The 19,692-nt window shown below is 40.4% G+C and carries 13 protein-coding genes and 1 pseudogene; 10 read left to right on the top strand and 4 right to left on the bottom strand.

All coding sequences use genetic code 11. From position 1 onward, the window contains the following. The first annotated feature begins 24 nt into the window (after nucleotides 1–24). Nucleotides 25–708, top strand: a complete 684-nt coding sequence (locus H8B04_RS12400; RefSeq protein WP_190302560.1) for a hypothetical protein — start codon at nucleotides 25–27, stop codon at nucleotides 706–708. Between the two features lie 61 nt (nucleotides 709–769). Then, a complete protein-coding gene (locus H8B04_RS12395; protein ID WP_190302559.1) occupies nucleotides 770–1,204 on the top strand; it encodes a hypothetical protein in 435 nt (144 codons plus the stop codon). 24 nt (nucleotides 1,205–1,228) lie between these two features. Here H8B04_RS12395 and trmB read toward each other — a convergent pair whose 3' ends face one another. The 4 genes from trmB to H8B04_RS12375 form a co-directional block, all read right to left on the bottom strand. Next, nucleotides 1,229–1,882 (bottom strand): tRNA (guanosine(46)-N7)-methyltransferase TrmB, encoded by a 654-nt coding sequence (trmB, locus tag H8B04_RS12390; RefSeq protein WP_165291735.1) that lies wholly within the window; start codon nucleotides 1,880–1,882, stop codon nucleotides 1,229–1,231. Between the two features lie 147 nt (nucleotides 1,883–2,029). Then, nucleotides 2,030–2,545 (bottom strand): hypothetical protein, encoded by a 516-nt coding sequence (locus H8B04_RS12385; RefSeq protein WP_165291734.1) that lies wholly within the window; start codon nucleotides 2,543–2,545, stop codon nucleotides 2,030–2,032. A 2-nt stretch (nucleotides 2,546–2,547) separates the two neighbouring features. Further along, nucleotides 2,548–3,006 (bottom strand): hypothetical protein, encoded by a 459-nt coding sequence (locus H8B04_RS12380; protein WP_165291733.1) that lies wholly within the window; start codon nucleotides 3,004–3,006, stop codon nucleotides 2,548–2,550. A gap of 67 nt (nucleotides 3,007–3,073) precedes the next feature. Continuing rightward, entirely contained in the window at nucleotides 3,074–3,343 is a 270-nt protein-coding gene (locus tag H8B04_RS12375; RefSeq protein ID WP_190302558.1) for a YtxH domain-containing protein, read from the bottom strand. Between the two features lie 205 nt (nucleotides 3,344–3,548). Here H8B04_RS12375 and H8B04_RS12370 point away from each other — a divergent pair. From H8B04_RS12370 to H8B04_RS12335, 8 genes and pseudogenes are all read left to right on the top strand, one after another. Then, nucleotides 3,549–4,643: pseudogene (locus H8B04_RS12370) on the top strand (YifB family Mg chelatase-like AAA ATPase); the annotation flags it as partial. A gap of 593 nt (nucleotides 4,644–5,236) precedes the next feature. Then, entirely contained in the window at nucleotides 5,237–6,787 is a 1,551-nt protein-coding gene (locus H8B04_RS12365) for a DUF6377 domain-containing protein (protein ID WP_190302557.1), read from the top strand. A gap of 212 nt (nucleotides 6,788–6,999) precedes the next feature. After that, nucleotides 7,000–9,993, top strand: coding sequence for a SusC/RagA family TonB-linked outer membrane protein (locus H8B04_RS12360; RefSeq protein ID WP_190302556.1), 2,994 nt, complete (start codon nucleotides 7,000–7,002; stop codon nucleotides 9,991–9,993). 12 nt (nucleotides 9,994–10,005) lie between these two features. Continuing rightward, a complete protein-coding gene (locus H8B04_RS12355) occupies nucleotides 10,006–11,499 on the top strand; it encodes a RagB/SusD family nutrient uptake outer membrane protein (RefSeq protein WP_223815411.1) in 1,494 nt (497 codons plus the stop codon). Nucleotides 11,500–11,537: 38 nt separating this feature from the next. Further along, nucleotides 11,538–13,001 carry a SusF/SusE family outer membrane protein gene (locus H8B04_RS12350; protein WP_190302555.1) on the top strand — a complete coding sequence of 488 codons (1,464 nt, stop codon included), beginning with the start codon at nucleotides 11,538–11,540 and terminating at the stop codon, nucleotides 12,999–13,001. 80 nt (nucleotides 13,002–13,081) lie between these two features. Further along, entirely contained in the window at nucleotides 13,082–14,833 is a 1,752-nt protein-coding gene (locus tag H8B04_RS12345; protein WP_190302554.1) for an endo-dextranase, read from the top strand. A gap of 9 nt (nucleotides 14,834–14,842) precedes the next feature. Further along, nucleotides 14,843–17,347, top strand: a complete 2,505-nt coding sequence (locus H8B04_RS12340) for a glycoside hydrolase family 31 protein (protein ID WP_223815410.1) — start codon at nucleotides 14,843–14,845, stop codon at nucleotides 17,345–17,347. 12 nt (nucleotides 17,348–17,359) lie between these two features. After that, nucleotides 17,360–19,519, top strand: a complete 2,160-nt coding sequence (locus H8B04_RS12335; RefSeq protein ID WP_190302553.1) for a glycoside hydrolase family 97 protein — start codon at nucleotides 17,360–17,362, stop codon at nucleotides 19,517–19,519. Nucleotides 19,520–19,692 lie beyond the last annotated feature (173 nt).

Genomic DNA, 19,692 nt, shown 5'->3' with positions numbered 1-19,692 from the left:
ATTTGTGATAACAAATATATTCTTATGAAGCGAATCTTCTCACTCGTACTATTATTCTTATTCTCGCTTCCGAGCTTTTCACAATATCCTACGTTCAAGATCGATTATAAATACCTAGTGGATGAAGCTATTTTGCAGCAGAACAACAAGCAAGTTGATGAGTCGCAATTGTCATTTATTTCCGCGATAATTAAATCCTTAGCCTTTCAAGAAGAAGGAAAACCTCTTACGCAAATTTGGGTAAATAAACATTTTGTACGAGCAGAGACTAGTCTTTTCAGCAATACTTATGAACTCAATAACAAGATTGACCAATTAACTTTCATTGTATATCCCGAAACCAAAGAATATTACAAAACAGATGGTCTCAATGATAAGCTTTTGGATTTTGGTGATTCAATAAAATTAGCTTCAGAATTGCCAATAAAATTTGTTGATGGACAAGAAAAGAAAATAGCAGGTTACACGTGCAAATTAGCAAAGATTATAGTTAATGAAGATCACACTTCGACTATTCATATATGGTATACCGAAGATCTCCCTCAAGTTTATTGGGGCGAATATGCCTACCTAAAAAATATTCCTGGAGCGGCGCTAGAAATTTCTACATCAGGAATAGGTATTCAAGCCTATCAGATAAAACCTGATGGAGATGTGAATTTGTTCAAAATCCCAAGCGATTTTAGCGAAATAAAAGCTCTTAATTAATTATGGAAATATTCTCCAACATTACGCTATTTAGAGTGTAATTGATTTTTACTTTTGCACCATGATAAAGCAATCATTTGAAATCAACACCTTACATCGGGGAAAATATATGCTTAGTTTCTTTTCATTATTGATTCTAGGGGGTGTTTTATCTTCTCAAATTCCCGCATCCGAACTTGTAAAGGTGATTTCGATTCTATTTACTATTCCTCTTATACTTTATTTATCGGTGAAATGGAGTAAGAATAAATCCATTTGGACTTTATCAGATAAAGTGCTGACGATTCAATTCGAAAATAAAATCGAAACTTATGAAATAGAAGACATTGACAACATTCAAAGTCTTACACGCTCAGGCGGAAATCTTTATGTAATTCATTTTAAAAAGAAATCACCAAAGCGTTTTTGGCGGAACAAATTATTTTCTAGTGACGATGATAATTTAGAATTGCACAATGCCCTGACCGCTCATTCTGTAGAATATTATAAAATGTAAAGAGCCTATCGAGGCTCTTTACATTTATTTCTTGAATGTCCATTGAACATAATTGATATTCTTGTCCACCGCCAAATATTTGCGCTCGTAATAGGTTTTAATTGAAAGCACTTCATCCACTAAATTTGATTTGTACAAATCTGTAGTTTCTTTGAATTTAGTCAAGCCTAAAGCCTCTATTTGTTCCAATGTATACGCATAGAAGCCGTCGTTGTCTGTTTTCAAATGCATTATACCATCTTCTTTCAGGATAAATTTATAACGCTCCAAAAATTTAGGATTTGTCAAACGTTTTTTCTCACGACTATCCTGAGGTTGAGGATCTGGGAAAGTAATCCAAATCTCAGAAACTTCATTTTCTGCAAAATGTTCTAATATTGTTTCGATTTGAATACGCAGAAAACCAACATTTTTGATTCCTTCTTCCAAGGCCGTTTTCGCTCCGCGCCAAATACGATTTCCTTTGTAATCAATACCGATGAAATTATGTTCTGGGAACATTTTCGCAAGATTAACCGTATACTCGCCTTTTCCACAGGCTAACTCCAAAATAATTGGTTTATCGTTACCAAAGAATTTTGAAGCCCATTGACCCTTATATTCAAATCCTGCATCCAGTTGTACTACATTTTCAAACGTAGCCACTTCCGCAAATTTTCTTAATTTATCCTTACCCATAACATGAATTAAGCCGCAAAAATAACCTTATGTTCTCAGTTATTCAACTATTTAGGGCTTAAATTTTCTGGAGTCTAATGAAATAACAATCTCTAATTATAAAAAAATCCCTTCAGTCGAAGGGATTATATATTTTAACATAAAAGATTAGTAAGTTTCGCTGTCTGGTGGTATACCAAAATTAGCAGTATCCTGTTCATCAATTCCTCGTATATTTTTATGCTTCTTTTTAGATTTTTTAGGACGAATGTAATCTGCAATCCTGCCTACAAAATTATTCACCTTATCTTTATTAATCTGACCAGCAGCACCTTCTGAAGCTAGCAGCACAAGTGATTTTTTTAGCCAACCACTATTCTTGAGTAATGTTTTGTTAAGCAAAAAAGGAAGCGCTAATTGCGTAGCTTTTGTAAGCCAATCGGACTTATTCCCTAATACCTCTTCCGAAGTTTTAGATTTGCTAAAAGATGAAAATAAACTCTTTACCAAACTTACGCCTGGTACAGATGAAGTAACAGCACCTAAAACACGAGCTGGAGTCTGTACTTTATTTTTTAGAAGTCGGTATTGATCTCCTATGTAAACTTCCTGCTCCTTTCTCAAGCGATTAAGACGCAAAAGCTCATTTTTAAGCTCTTCAGAATTATTAATATTTACTCTCATGATCAAACTTCCTTTTCAAAAATATCTTTTACCGTAGCTGTACCCTTAGGAGATTCATATGTTTCCTTTTGCTGAGATTCTTCGCGTTCCATTTCAGCAATAAAATCTTCTTCCTCATTCCATTTACCTAAGAACTTTTTAATGGTAATGTCCATGAATTTAGCTTCCAATTTAGGCTCTAAAAGCTTAACAATTAATAGAATAATCAAAAATATCCCTCCTGTAGCCAAAAATCCTAAAGAATTGCTTTCTAATAATTCACCTAACCAAAATCCTAAAGCTAATGACCAAAAGAAAATAACAATAAGAATCAAACCCAATTTGGAAACATCCAATATGATAGCTCCCATAATACGAGAAGACTTGGAAATAGCTTTAAGCTTTAATATTTCCAGTTGCGTATCAAGGTATTCTTTGGTCTTCTGAAAACTACCTGAAAAGGAAAATTTTTGTTCTTCCATCCATTATTTATTTATTGGCGAGAATAGATTACCTCGCCAGTACGATTATTAAATATCTTTATCTTATTTATGCGTGTTCTTCGATTTCATCATCGATAATCGATTCTACTTGATGAGCTTTTGATTTTACCGAAGCTAATACTTTCTCTTTCAATTCATTTAATTGATCAATTTGTTGCTCCGCACGCTCTTTAATTGCATCAGCCAAATCTGATAACGAATCATTGATTTTATCACGAGTCTCTGATCCTTTTTCTGGTGCAAACAATAAACCTAAAACTGCACCTGCTGCTAAACCAGCTAATAATGCTGTAACTACTTTTCCGCTGTCTTTCATTATTCCGTTGTATTAAATTTTAATAAATCACTTACTATATAAACACTAAAAGTGCCAAAACGTTTAAAAATAAAAATATTTTTTGTGGGCTACGTCAAAATAAGGTATTTATTACAATTCATCAAAAACAAGACCAAACGAACCTATAAAAAGAATTTTTATGCAAAAAATTTTCTTTAAATTTAATTAACCAATTTTTCACACTATGCTAGTAAAGACTTTCGGAAGTGTCGTTTACGGTATCGAGGCGACTACAATTACGGTAGAAGTAAACGAGTCTACATGAACTAAATATTATATAGTAGGTTTACCAGACAACGCCGTTAAAGAAAGTCTACAGCGTATAGAAAGTGCAATAATATCCATAGGCTATCGTATGCCAAGACAAAAGATAGTAGTCAATCTTGCACCCGCTGATATTCGTAAGGAAGGATCATCGTATGATCTTTCTATAGCAATTGGAATTCTAGCCTCATCAAATCAGCTCACCACAGAAGAATTAGATAAATTTATAATCTTAGGAGAATTGTCTTTGGACGGTGCAGTGCAGCCTATAAAAGGGGCTTTACCAATAGCAGTTCAAGCCAAAAAAGATGGCTTTAAGGGAATTATTCTTCCTTCTGTAAATGCGAAAGAAGCAGCTATCGTTGCAGACATGGAGATCTATGGAATCGATAACTTGAATGATGTCGTTGACTTTTTTGAAAGAAAAATAACGATAGCTCCGACTTACGTCAATATCAATGAGGAATTTGAAAAAAATATCAACAGTTATGAAGTAGATTTTTCCGATGTAAAAGGACAAGAAAATATAAAAAGAGCTTTAGAAATAGCAGCAGCTGGGGGACATAATGTCATTTTGATAGGCCCTCCAGGAGCAGGAAAAACCATGCTTGCTAAAAGGCTACCCACTATTTTACCACCTCTTACAGTTGAAGAATCATTAGAAACAACAAAGATTCATTCTGTTGCCGGAACATTGCCCACAGCAGAATCCCTCATGACCACTAGACCTTTTAGAACTCCTCATCATACCATTTCTGACGTTGCTTTGGTTGGCGGAGGAACTCATCCGCAACCTGGAGAAATATCCTTAGCACATAATGGAGTTTTATTTTTGGATGAATTGCCCGAATTCAAAAGAACAGTATTGGAAGTAATGCGTCAGCCTCTAGAATCACAAAGCATTACGATTTCACGTTCCAAATTTACGGTAGATTACCCAGCACGTTTTATGCTTATAGCTGCAATGAATCCTTGTCGTATTGATGAAAACCTTCACCATAAGAAAGAATGGATAATTCACTCTTAAGGTATGCTTTGACAATTTACCAAAATTCTTATTATTTAAGTATCTGTTGTGTTGACTTGTTGGCTTTGAGGCTAATTATTGAAATATTTGAAAATTATCTCGGTACCCCTTCACCAAATAATTTGTCAAGTGCTGAATAAAAATAGGCATATAACCTATCATTATTATTTTATATACAAACTAGATTATTGGTAGGATTCAAATCTAGCACCATTTAAATTCTCGGTTTCTAACCTAAGTTTCAAAATAAATCTAAAAATTAGCTGGATAAAGGACAAGAAGCCGAATATTGGCCAATTATAGAAGACATAAATTTGCTTTTATCAGTTTTATGTGGGAGCATATTAAATTTTTTCTTAAATTCTATTCATATTTCCCAAATATAGAATATATGCAAGTTTTGTTATTGGAAAAGAAAATGTTACTATTGTGTTTTGTCACTTTTGGTTTAAAGTATCATGTATAGACGTGTCGTATGTGTCCTGTTGATTGTCATATCGGTTATCCTTTGTAAAGCAGGAACCGGACAGGATACTTCGTTGATACAGCTGCTTCAGATGGTCGATAAAAAGGAAGAGTTTATGGCCATCAAAGAAGCGAGAATAGAGGATTTGGTACGACAGCTTCAGAAATCAACAAATAACGCTTCCGGACAATACGAATTAAATAAGCTCCTTTACCAGGAATATGCTTCATATAAACTAGATTCTGCGATTATATATGCCAGGGGAAATGTAAAGTTAGCACAAAAGAGCGGCGATTCCTTTCAAGTCAATGAGAGTAATCTGGACCTTGCTTCATTTTACTTCACAGCAGGTATGTATATTGATGCCTATAAGATATTGGTCACTGCGGAGAAGAGCAAGCTTCCTAGAGAACTGTTGATCAAGTATTACGATGCGTGGAAAAGGCTCTATAAATTTTATTCATTTTCAAATACCGACGATCGGCAGTATGCCATTCGGAGTGATCGCTATCGCGATTCGCTCTTAAGTGAACTGGACACGAAAAGTAGTCAATACCGTATTGTTTATGCCGAAAAGCTCCATGATGAAGGGAAATTTGAGGACGCGAAAAAGACGTTGATGTATATGCTTGATCTTTCCCGAAAAGAGGATCATGAACATGCCATCTTATGTTATGCCTTGGCTAATATCTATGAAAAGGAAGGAAATGTTGACCTTCAACGCAAATATTTGACGCTATCCGCGATTAGTGATATTAAAAATGCCATCAAGGAGAATGCCTCAATGCAGGCATTAGCGACCTTATTGTATAAATCAAACCATATTGAAGAGGCCTATAGATGTATCAAATCATCAATGGAGGATGCTATATTTTGTAATGCCCGTTTCCGGACCTATGAAGCTTCGCAGATCTTTCCGATCATAAACTCTGCTTATCAAGAAAATGAATTACAACAAAAGTCAAAATTGACAATCTTTCTAGCGATTGTCAGTATGCTATCGCTGTGCCTCATTATAGCAGTTATTTTGATATACAGGCAGATGAAGCGGGTAAATCGCGTCCGTAGAGAGCTCTTCGAACTCAATCAAAAATTGCAGGTGCTCAATCAGCAATTGAATACAGCTAATGACGAACTTCATACCACCAATAGCGAAGTGCTATCTATGAATAGCGAGTTGGCAGAAACCAATCACATCAAAGAAGCCTATATCGGTGAGTTCCTAAACTTATGTTCCTTATATATTGATAAGCTCGAAAAATACCAGATTTCGCTCAACAAGATGGTCATGGCCAAGAAGATCGAAGAGCTCAAGCAGATGCTTAAATCACGCGATATGATCGACCATGAAGTAAGAGAATTATACGCCACTTTTGATCATGTATTTTTGCACTTGTATCCGAACTTTGTGGAAGATTTCAATGCACTGTTAGTCCCAGATATGCAAGTTGTCTTGAAGCCAAATGAAGTACTGAGCCCGGAACTCCGTATTTTTGCATTGATACGTTTGGGTATTACAGACAGCGCAAAGATAGCCCGTTTCTTGCACTATTCAACGAATACCATTTATACCTACCGGACCAAATTCAGAAATAAAGCTGCCGTCCCGCGCGAAGATTTTGATGAATTGGTCACAAAAATAGGTCGAAAAGCCCTAAATTATTGACCTAATCTTCTATATATTTCTTTGTTGTATTTGATGTAATATTCTGTTTTTTAGATTTTTACATTTTTGTTGTTTCTATATTCGGCGATACACCTCTTTTATCTGCTCTTTGATCCTCTTATTTTTGGATAAACCAATTAGGGGGCGATTTGACACTAGTTTCAAATCGAAATTAAATAACAATTATAAGCAATACGTAAAAATCAAATTTTATGAAAAACCAGGGGCGATTACGTTTTACGTATCCCATTCTCATGCTTTTAATGATTTTAATCTGTTTAAATTCATTTGCACAGCAAAGGGAGATTCAGGGTACTGTTAAAGACGAAAACAAGCTAGCTATTGAAGCCGTTTCTGTCAGCAACAAGGGGACAACCCAGCAAGTACAGACAGATCGAAATGGCCATTTTAAAATGACCGTTGCACATGGTTCAGTTTTGAGCATCTCCTATATCGGCTACAAGACTCAGGAAGTAAAGGTCGACAATGCATCAATTTATGATATTATACTAGTCAAGGATAACACTGCACTTGACGAAGTGGTTGTTATCGGATATGGGACCGTTAAAAAGAAAGATCTGACGGGTTCTTTAGCCTCTGTGGGTGCCGAGGCAATGAAAGATAAGCCTGTGGCAAATGTTGGCGAAGCACTTCAAGGACGTGCCTCTGGTGTACAGGTTATCAACTCAGGTGCGCCCGGAAGCAATGTATCCATACAGATCCGAGGTCTGGGGTCAATCAACAATAGTGCACCATTGTTAGTGATTGATGGCGTTCCAACGGATCTGTCTCTCAATGCGCTCAATCCAAATGATGTGGAGACAATCGATATCCTCAAGGATGCTTCTGCTACTGCCATTTATGGTTCCAGAGGAGCCAATGGTGTTGTACTGATTTCAACAAAAAAGGGCAATAAAAATAAAGGCAGTATTGCGGCAAGTGCCAATTATGCGATTCAGCAGGCAACGAGTTTGCCCAAAATGCTGAATGCACAACAGTTTGCATCGCTGCACAATGAGATGATGGCCAACAACAATAACCGTCAACGACCCGATTTTGCCGATCCTACATTGCTTGGCCGAGGAACAGATTGGTTAGATGCACTCTTACAGACAGGTAAATTAGCTAATTATGCCCTTAGTTATGATGGTGGTGGCGAAAAGAATACATACTACGTCTCTGCTGGCATACTCAATCAGGATGGCATCGTGAAAAACACCGATTACAAACGGTATAATTTTCAGTTTAACAATGAAGCTAAACAGACAGCATGGCTCAAATTGGGCAATACGCTCACGCTAAGCCATGATGTAAAACACAGTGGTTCCTATAGCGTATTGAATACGTTGGCCTCATTGCCCACACAACCAATTTTCAATGAAGACGGCACCTATTCAGGTCCTGGAAATGAAGCTATATTCTATGGCGACCTGCGCAATCCAATCGGTACTGCCATGCTTGAACAAAATACAACGAAAGGCTATAATCTTCTTGGAAATATCTATGCGGAAGCAAGTTTCTTGAATCATTTCACCTTCAAAACTTTGTTTGGCCTCGATTATAAGGCTTGGGACAATATGACCTTTTCGCCTAAATACAATTGGAAACCGATCCCCGTTCCTAATTCCTATCGGAGTGAAAGCTTCAACAAGAGCCTCACCTATTTGTGGGACAATACCCTTACTTATGCAAATACTTTCGAGGGGGGACACGAAGTCAATGTGATGTTAGGATCTAGTGCGCAAAACAATGATTATAATTACATGAATGGAAGCATCAAGGAGTTTCTTTCCGACAATAATAACCAGTTAAACAATGGTTTGTTAGATCCAACCGTAGGTGGGAGCCGCAACGAATGGGCGCTATTGTCATTCTTCGGACGCGCCAATTATACGTTTAAAAATCGCTATCTCCTTACTGCCACTGTACGTCGTGATGGTACATCAAGAATTACTACGGCCAACCGTTGGGGGACTTTTCCTTCTTTTTCTGCCGCCTGGCGTATCTCTGAAGAGTCTTTTTTTAACAAAAATGATTTTTGGAGTGATGTTAAACTCCGTATCGGTTATGGAGTTACTGGTAATCAGGCCGTGTTGGACAACTATGCTGCATCCGCTCGCTTAAAAACTGGTCAATATGTTTTCAATGGTATTCCCGTTTCGACATTGTACCCACTCGTTATGCCTAACCCAGGCATACGCTGGGAAACGATCAAACAACAGAATGTTGGAATTGATGCAAGTTTTTTCAAAAACAGGATCCAGTTGACGATGGATGCTTACATCAAAAAAACTTCAGATATGCTTGTCAAGATGAGCGTGCCCATTACGACAGGATATTCAGACAGCTATACGCCAATGATCAATGCTGGAGAGGTAGAAAACAAGGGTTGGGAATTGAGTTTACGTAGCAAAAACCTAAAAGGAGAACTGATGTGGAATACCGATTTCAATATCTCCTATAATAGAAATAAGGTCGTTAGACTTGATGGCGATGTACCTATTTACTATGGTTATCAGTCCCATACCATTGGACAGCCTGTTGGATCATTTTATGGCTATTTGACCAATGGTATTTTTCAGAACTGGGCCGAAGTGAATAGTTATGCTTATCAATACCAAGGGGCAGATCCAGCCAATAGTACGGCACCCGGCGATATCAAATTTAGGGACATCAATAAAGATGGAGTCGTCAATGACTATGATCGTACCTATTTAGGTAATCCAACACCAAGTTGGAGTTTTGCCATGAATAATAAGTTGTCCTATAAAAATATAGATCTTGAAGTATTCTTTCAAGGGGTATCCGGAAACCAGATCTATAACGCCAATAGGGTTACCCTGGAGGGTATGTATACGATTCGAAATCAGACGACTAAAGTTCTTGATCGTTGGACTGCGGAGGGAACAAGTAACGAGGTGCCCAGAGCGATTTACAGCGACCCCAATAAAAATACACGTAATTCAGATCGTTTTATAGAGCAGGGAAAATACCTGCGTCTGAAAAATCTGACCGTAGGTTATAGCTTGCCTGAGGCTGTAGCCAAACGTCTGCATGCAGGGCGGTTGCGGTTTTATTTTTCAGGACAGAATTTGTTCACCTGGACCAAGTATTCTGGCTTCGATCCTGAAGTGATAGGAGGTGTTGATAATAGTAATTACCCGATCACAAAAAACTTTAGCTTGGGATTGGACCTTAGATTTTAACCAATTAGACTCATGATGATGAAAAAAATATTTTATATGGCTCTTGCGGCGATGCCCCTTTGGTTGGGCTCATGTTCAAAATTTTTGGATAAAGAACCTCTTGAGGATCCCAGTGCCGAATCCGTCAAGGATGCTTCCGCTGCTGTTGCAATGATCAATGCGGCATATCAGCCACTCCAACGACCCAAGTTATACAATATGCGGATATGGTCATTAGACATTATGGCCGGGAATAGTGCCGTGGGCGCAGGTGGTGGCGATGACGGAATAGAAACGATCCAACTGTCCAATTTTTCCACTGGCCCCGACAATTTCTCGGCGGTTGATCTTTGGCGTGGGCCCAATCCTGGTATTTTATATTGTAATACCGTCTTGGAAAATGTCCCTTCGATGGATATAGATCTCCAATTGAAAAACAGATTGATCGGGGAAGCCAAATTCCTCCGTGCGAACTATTATTTTATTTTGGTTCAGCTGTTTGGCGATGTGCCACTTTCATTGGTACCTACAAAACCCGGAGATGATCTTAAACCGGCTCGCGTGAGCAAAGAACGCATCTATAATGAAGTTATAGTACCAGACCTTAAGGAAGCCATTACACTGTTACCACGTCGTGAGGAATATGCCGATCAGGATAAGGGACGCGTCAGTAAAGGAGCTGCGGCAGGCCTTTTGGCAAAAGTTTACCTCACGCTAAAACAATATCAGTTGTGCATTGATCAATGCAATCAAGTCGAGTCGCTGGGCTATGTGCTTAATGCAGACTATAGTGATTGTTTTGGGGGGGAGCCTCGTCATAAAAATACAGCCGAATCGCTCTTTGAAGTACAATATTATGGACTTACCAAGGCCGGATTTTGGGACGATGAAAATCAGGCAAACTGGCTGAGCACCTATATGGGACCACGCAATTCGGGCTGGGTGGGCGGCGGCTACGGCTGGAATCAGCCAACAGCTGAGTTTGTCTCCCAATACGAAACTGGAGACTTGCGCAAAGATAAAACTGTTTTGTATGAAGGCGGACCACTTTTCGACGGTAAGGCCTACAAATCCAATATGTCGTCCACAGGATATAACGTGCGCAAATTTTTGGTTCCATTGTCCATTTCACCCGATTACAATACCAATGCAGCCAATATCGTTGTGTTACGTTATGCAGACGTGCTATTGATGAAGGCTGAGGCACTCAATGAACTCGGCAATACGGCTCAGGCGGTGGATCCCCTGTATTTGGTGCGACAACGAGCAGGTTTGACCGACAAAAAGTCAATTACAGGACTTTCCCAAGCTGATATGCGTGAAAAAATCCGTCACGAAAGAAGAATAGAACTTGCTTTTGAAGGACAACGCTGGTTTGATATGATTCGCTGGGACAATGGACAGTATGCGCTTAGTTTTCTGCACAGCATCGGCAAGCTCAATGCGACCGCAAAACATTTGTTGTTACCCATTCCTCAAGTTGAGATTGACGCCAATCCAAATTTGAAGCAGAATCCTGGTTATTAAATCCCTTTGGTAATTAACCAACTAACAAATTCAAAAAGATGAAAAGACTATATTATATTATCAATTTGATCTTGATTTCGTCCTTGTTCTGTCAGTCCTGCAAAGACGATTTTGGCAATATCATCTATCCCGATGGTCCCTTAGAACTCAGTGTCTCAACATCAGATATTGTATTGAATGTTGCCGCACCGGAACAGGAAGCTGTCGTATTTGACTGGACTTCGGGTTCTAATTTTGGAACGAATGCAGCCATCAAGTATACCCTTGAAATCGGTGAAAAAGGTAAGGATTTTAAGCCTTCCATTAGCAGTACTTTTGAGAAAGGATTGCGGTCACAAAGATATGTTACCAAAGATTTTAATCAATTGTTAATTGAAAAGCTTGGCATCACAGCAGGAAGCGGAGCACAGCTGGAAGCTCGTGTCACGGCAGAGCTCCAAGACGGACAAAGCGCAACACAGCTGTCTCAAATCCTTAGTTTAAAGGTCAAAACCTATAGGCCGATCACCGAAACCCTCTACATGTTGGGTAGTGCTACCAGCAATGGCTGGGATGCACATAAAGCAAGCAAGATGAATCAGATACAGGGTACACCGGGAGCCTTTATATGGCAAGGCGTATTGAGCCCGGGCGAGTTTAAGTTTATCAGCACTTTGGGCGATTTTACACCTTCGTACAATAAAGGAACAAGCAATGAAAAGCTCTATTATCGTGAATCAGAGTCAGATCCATATGATGTTCCATTTACTGTTGCCAAATCTGGCTTATACCAAGTCAAAATCAATCTGATCGATCTATCTATTGCCATTACTGAAATTGAAGGAGCTATGTATGATGCATTGTGGTTTGTGGGTGGCTTTACCGGTTGGTCCTTTCAGCCTATGGCGAAAGATCCGAATGACCCTTTTATTTTTACCTATCATGCCGTCTTAAATTCTAGTAATAACGCAGACGAGTTTAAGATTGCAACGAAGCCAGATTTTGATCCAAGTGTTGTCTTTTTGCGCCCAGAGACAGATCAACAGGGCGTTGGAACAGACCTACCTGTCGTAAAGTGGTCCGAAAGTGAAAATAAGAGTGATTATAAATGGCGGATTAATAAAGGAACCTATAAGATCAGGCTGGATCTACGGGCCAATAAAATTACCATTGCTCCTTTTACACCATTTCCGGCTATTTATCTTGTGGGCGATGCGACGCCTAATGGTTGGGATATTGCCGCAGCAACCCCAATGGTCAAGGGTGATACACCCCATAGGTTTACCTGGTCTGGAACACTCAAAACTGGCGAATTAAAGTTCAGTTGCGATAAACAGTCTGATTGGAATGGCGCATGGTTTTTGGCCTCACAAAATGGCAGGACACCGTCAGCGCAGACCGAGCAGATGATCTTTAGCAAGTCTGGCTCTAATCCAGATAATAAGTGGAAAGTGACCACTGCGGGTACCTACAGTATCACACTGGATCAGCTACAGGAAACAGTCACAATTGTCAAACAATAAATCAATCTTAAGCTTTTTCCTCCATCGGCAAAAGGGAGGAAAATAATAAGCTTCTGAGTGCGTGATAAAATTATTTACAGATGAAACGAATATTTAGACTTTTGGCTGCCGGCGGAATGCTTTTAAGCGCGAGCTGCAACAACTATTACGATATTGACAAAGACCCGATCACCTATGGGCAGACCTATTTTAAACCTGTCATCAATACGGATAAGGCTGTTTATAAACCTGGGGAAAAGATCACATTTACAGCTGCTATCTCCGACAATAATTTGAGTGTCGCCTATACCTATCTGGGCGAATTGATCAAAGACGAGCCGCTTTCACAGTCGAGCTGGACCTGGACACCACCTACGACAGACTTTCGGGGCTACATGGTCTATCTTTTTAAAACTGATGATACAACTAAAAAGCCGCTCTACAGCATAGCTGTGGATGTATCTTCCGACTGGCGCAAGTTTCCACGGTATGGATTTGTATCCAATTACGATCGTCTTGATCAGCAGGCAATACAACGCAATGTCGAAACGCTCAACCGTTTCCATATCAATGGAATCCAGTTTTATGACTGGCAGATGGATCAACATAAACCTTTGGCCGGTTCAGTATCCAATCCAGCTGATTCCTGGCTGGATCTTATCGGTCGGACCAATTACAAATCTACCGTTGATGGCTATATTCAGGCCGCTCATGATAAAGGAATGAAAGCGATGTTCTACAACTTGTTGTATGGAGCTTTATCCAATGCGGCAAGTGATGGGGTATCCGAACAATGGTACCTTTTTAAGGATAATCAACATCAAGAGAAAGATATGCATCCGTTGAATGCACCCTTTCGAAGCAATATCTATTTGGTTGATCCCAGCAACTCGGCTTGGCAGACCTATATTAACAAAAGACATCAAGATGTATTTGCGGTCTATAATTTTGACGGCTATCACATCGATCAGTTGGGAGACCGCGGAAAACTATATGACTATACTGGCAAAGAAGTGAAACTAGACCAGAGCTACGCCCCGTTCATCGCAGCGTCAAAGAAGGCTTTTCCGGGCAAGTATCATGTGATGAATGCAGTTAATCAATACGGTCAGGAGTATGGGATAGCACCATCTGCTGTTGATTTTTTATATACCGAAGTTTGGGATCCCAACAAATCATACGATGAATTGGTGAAAATTATTCAAGACAATGACCGTTTTAGCAATTACAATAAGAATACCGTATTAGCAGCTTATATGAACTATGCTAAGTCCAATCAGGCAGGCTTTGTCAATGAGCCGGGTGTGTTGCTGACCAATGCGGTCATTTTTGCCAATGGAGGGGCTCACCTTGAAATGGGAGAACATTATTTGACCAATGAATATTTTGCAAATAACAACCTGCAGCTTAAAGGAACAACAAAGGAAAAGCTGATCCAATATTATGACTTTATGGTCGCCTACCAAAACGTATTGCGAGACGGTGGTACAGCCGCGGTCTTTAGTGTCACCGGTACAAACGCTTTGACTATCAGTAATGGTAAAGCAAGATCAGGCAGTATTACAAGCTATGGGCGACATTTTGCTAATCGTGATGTAATCCATTTGATCAATTTTAAGGATGCCAATACTATGGAATGGCGCGACACCAACGGGACCCAACAGGAACCCTCCCGTATCGATGGCCTACAGATCAAGCTCGACGTGACACGTACTGTCAAGCGAGTATGGTTTGCATCGCCCGATATGCAAGGGGGCGTCGCTATTCCGCTTACTAAAGCGCAGACAGGAAATAAATTGACCATCGATCTGCCGGGGCTCAAGTATTGGGACATGGTTGTGATCGAATATTAAAAACCTATTATGCATAAACTAAAATCTTTTTATTTGATGCTGTTTTGCCTGATCTCCATCGTTCATGGAGCAGCAGGGCAGGTGATGAAAGCGACACAATGCCAAGATTATCAGATCGAGGGGCGAAAGGTGACTTTCAATTGCAGCGACGGTGCTAAGCTGGAGTTTTATTTTTGCAGCAGTTCTGTTGTTCGGATATGGTATGATGCCAGCGGCACACTACAAAGGAAGAACGCTTCCTTTGCAGTAGTTCATGAACAGCTTGAGGACATCGGTGAAATCAAGGTGAATAACGAACCGGCAAGCTTCGAAATCTTCACCGGAAAGCTGCGTGTCCGCCTCAACAAGGATCCCATGCAGTTGCTGATTTACGATAAGTGGCAAAAGTTGGTTTTCAGTGATTATAAAAGTCTTGGACACCGCACGAGCGGCACCAAAACCGTGGCACATAAAGTACTGCGTCCCGATGAGCAATTCTTTGGCCTAGGCGAAAAGACTGGGCCGCTCAATCGAAGAGGCCGGTCTTACAAGATGTGGAATAGCGACAAACCCTGTTATAGCAGTCAAGAAGATCCATTGTATAAGAGTATTCCTTTTTTCATGAGCAGCTACCATTATGGTATTTTTTTGGACAATACCTATAAAACAGCTTTTGACTTTGGAACCAGCAGTACAGAATCCTATTCTTTTGAAGCACCAGATGGTCCCTTCATCTACTATTTTATCTATGGGAAGGATTATAAAGAGATCCAACAGCAATATATCGCTTTGACTGGGAAACCGATCATGCCACCAAGGTGGGCGTTTGGTTTTGCACAGAGCCGTGGACTTTATACACGGGAAGACCAGGCTTTGGAGATCGCTTCCGAATTTCGAAAGCGCGAAATTCCCTGTGATATCATCTATCAGGATATTGGCTGGACACAGGAACTGCAAGATTTCAACTGGCGTAAAGGAAATTATAAAGATCCCAAAGGAATGCTCAAAAAGCTGAATGATCAAGGATTTAAGATGATTCTCTCACAAGATCCAGTGGTGTCGCAAGCAAATAAAAGACAGTGGCAGGAGGCCCATCAAAAAGGATATTTTGTCAAGGACCGCCGTACGGGTACATCTTATGATATGCCTTGGCCATGGGGTGGTAATTGTGGGGTCGTTGATTTTACAAATCCATCTGTGGCCGACTGGTGGGGGCAACTCCAGCAGAAGCCCTTAGCCGATGGTGTTAGTGGTTTCTGGACAGATATGGGGGAGCCTGCCTGGAGCAATGAAGAGGATGTTGATAGACTTCATATGCAACACCAGTTAGGCATGCATGCCGAGATCCACAACGTATACGGTCTTACCTGGGATAAGGTGGTGAAAGAGCAGTTTGACAAGCATAATCCCAACAAGCGGATCTTTCAGATGACACGCGCAGCTTATGCCGGACTTCAGCGCTATACCTTTGGCTGGTCTGGCGATAGCGGCAGCGGGACCGAGGTGACCGAAGGCTGGAGCCAATTGGCCAATCAGGTTGCGGTCGGATTATCGGCGGGTCTTGGCGGTATTCCGTTTTGGACGACAGACATTTCAGGTTATTGTGGAGACATTACAGATTACCCTGCTATGGCAGAGCTGTATACACGTTGGATGCAATTTGGTATTTTTAATCCATTGAGCCGCGCCCATCACGAGGGCAACAATGCGGTCGAACCCTGGTTATTTGGTGAGGTCGCCGAAAAAAATGCCAAGACAGCCATTGAACTCAAATATCAACTGTTTCCATATCTCTATTCCTATGCGCACAAAGCACATCAGACTGGTCTACCTATATTAAGGGGCTTGTTTATGGAATTTCCACTAGACGACCAGGTTATTGGGATCAATGATCAGTTTATGTTTGGACAGGAAATCCTTGTGGCCCCTGTGCTGAAAAAAGGCGAACGGGTCAAAAAACTCTATCTGCCCGATGGCGAATGGATTGATTTTAATGACAAAAAGACGGTATACCTTGGGGGGCAGCAGATTGCCTACCGCGCACCTCTAAACCGAATCCCGATGTTTGTCAAAAGAGGTGCTATCGTACCCATGATGCCGATCATGCAATATATCGGCCAGGATCCAACACATCCGCTTTATATCCATATCTTCCCCAATTATGAAGGAGAGTCCGCTACATTTGAACTTTATGAAGACGATGGTGAGACACAGGATTATCTCAAAGGTATTGGTGCTACGACACGCTTTACCTGCACAACCCTGGCAGAAGGAGATTTTGAAACAGCGATTCAGCCCCAGGATAAAGGCTACATACCTGCCAAAGGAAGACAGCTCTACTTAAGCTATCATCTTGAACGCGAGCCAAATGGAGTCACCATTGATGGTAAGATCATACCCTATGCTGTAGCGGACAATAATCAAACGTCAACGATAAAGAAAAATGAGACGAGTTGGACATGGGACGCTCAACAGGGGAGCTGTATCGTTAAGTTGACCGATAATCGAAATGCGAAAAATATAAAAATCTACTAATTATCATAAAAAATGAAGAAAACGACGCTCTTGATGAGTTTATTTTTAATCACTTTAGGACTGCAAGCCCAAGAGCTGCTTTCGCCTTCGGGAAAATTGAAACTTCAGTTTTCATTGGATGCATCAGGTACACCGACGTATACCTTGAGTTATAAAGGCAAAGCTGTAATCAAACCCAGTAAGTTAGGATTGGAATTGACCGGCAATACCAAGAAAGTTGACTTTTCAGGGGCAGGAGAAGGCAATGGAGAACAGTTATCCAGTTCACTGTATGACGAGTTTGAAGAGATGGCACAAGAAAGCAAACATGTTGATGAACGCTGGAATCCTGTTTGGGGCGAAGAAAGTGAGATTCGAAACTATTACAACGAACTAGCCATTAGCTTGCAACAGAAAACGTCCAAAAGAAAACTTGTGGTCCGTTTCAGGTTATTTGACCAAGGTTTAGGATTTCGCTACGAATTTCCCGAGCAAAAGGAGATGACTTATCTCGTTGTAAAGGAGGAAAAAACGCAATTTGCAATGAATGGCGATCATACAGCCTTTTGGATTCCAGGAGATTACGACACCCAGGAGTATGATTACACCAAGTCTCGTCTGTCTGAGATCAGAGGATTGATGGCCAAAGCGATTACGCCCAATGCCTCGCAGACCCCATTTTCGCCTACAGGTGTACAGACGGCTTTGATGATGAAAAGTGACGACGGGCTATATATCAATATCCACGAAGCGGCTTTAATTAATTATGCGTGTATGCATCTTAATCTGGATGACAAAAATTTTGTGTTTCAATCTTGGCTGACACCCGATGCCAATGGGACCAAGGGCAATTTGCAGACCCCTGCCCAGACCCCCTGGCGCACAATTATGGTGAGCGATGATGCCAGGGATATTTTGTCCTCCCGGATGACGCTCAACCTCAATGAGCCCACTAAAATTAAAGATCCTTCGTGGATAAAGCCTACTAAATATGTAGGTGTATGGTGGGAGATGATTACCGGAAAGAGCGAGTGGTCCTATACCTATGAACTTCCTAGTATACATCTAGGTGAAACTGACTATAGCAAAGTGAAGCCTCATGGCAAACATGGTGCTACGACGGCGAATGTAAAACGTTACATTGATTTCGCAGCAAAACACGGGTTTGATGGCGTATTAGTTGAAGGCTGGAATATTGGTTGGGAAGATTGGTTTGGCAATGCTAAAGATCATGTGTTTGATTTTGTCACGCCGTATCCCGATTTTGATCTGGCAGGCGTCCGGGATTATGCCAAGCAAAAGGGTGTTAAGATGATTATGCATCACGAGACCTCGGGAGCAGTCCGCAATTATGAGCGTTATTTGGATAGCGCTTATAGATTTATGAAAGACAATGGTTATGAGACTGTCAAAAGTGGCTATGTAGGCAATATTATTCCCCGAGGCGAATATCATTATAGCCAGTGGATCAATAACCATTATCAATACGCCTTGGAGAAAGCTGCTAAGTATAAAATCATGGTCAATGCGCATGAAGCCGTACGTCCGACAGGTTTATCGCGTACCTGGCCCAATCTGATCGGTAATGAGTCTGCACGTGGTACAGAGTATCAGGCATTCGGGGGTAACCATGCAAACCATGTTACCATTTTACCTTTTACACGGCTTATCGGAGGACCGATGGACTATACACCGGGCATCTTTGAGATGGACATCCAAAAGATCAATCCTAAGAATACATCCCATGTCAATTCTACTTTAGCCAACCAGCTGGCATTGTATGTGACCATGTACAGTCCATTGCAGATGGCAGCCGACCTCCCTGAGAATTATGAGCGTTTTATGGATGCTTTTCAGTTTATCAAAGATGTTGCTGTCGATTGGGACAGTAGCCAATATCTCGAAGCAGAACCGGGAGAATACCTAACGATAGCCCGTAAATCAAAAGGTAAAAATGAATGGTTTGTCGGGAATGTCAGCGGGGAGAAAGGACATGAATCTATCTTGGATTTTGGTTTTTTAACAACGGGCAAAAAATATGAAGCTACGATCTACGCTGATGCTCCAGATGCTCATTACAAAACCAATCCCCAGGCTTATGTGATAAAAAAGCTTAAAATAAATAATAAAAGTAAATTAAAACAAAGATCTGCACCTGGCGGTGGCTTTGCTATTCGGATTGTGGAACTATAATAATCAGTAATTAATAATCTAAAAGTTATAGGTGGCAATTGTTTATTAGTTGTTTTTTTGGCCTTAATCAGAAATGGTTAGGGCCCTATTGATTTGAATAACAATTGATATCCATTTTGTAAACCTATAAACGGACGATACAATTGCAGCTGTTGTGTTTTTCCATTATAGAA

The organism is Sphingobacterium litopenaei (assembly GCF_014692495.1).
GTDB classification, from domain to species: domain Bacteria; phylum Bacteroidota; class Bacteroidia; order Sphingobacteriales; family Sphingobacteriaceae; genus Sphingobacterium; species Sphingobacterium litopenaei.
This window is presented reverse-complemented; position numbering and strand designations above follow the sequence as displayed.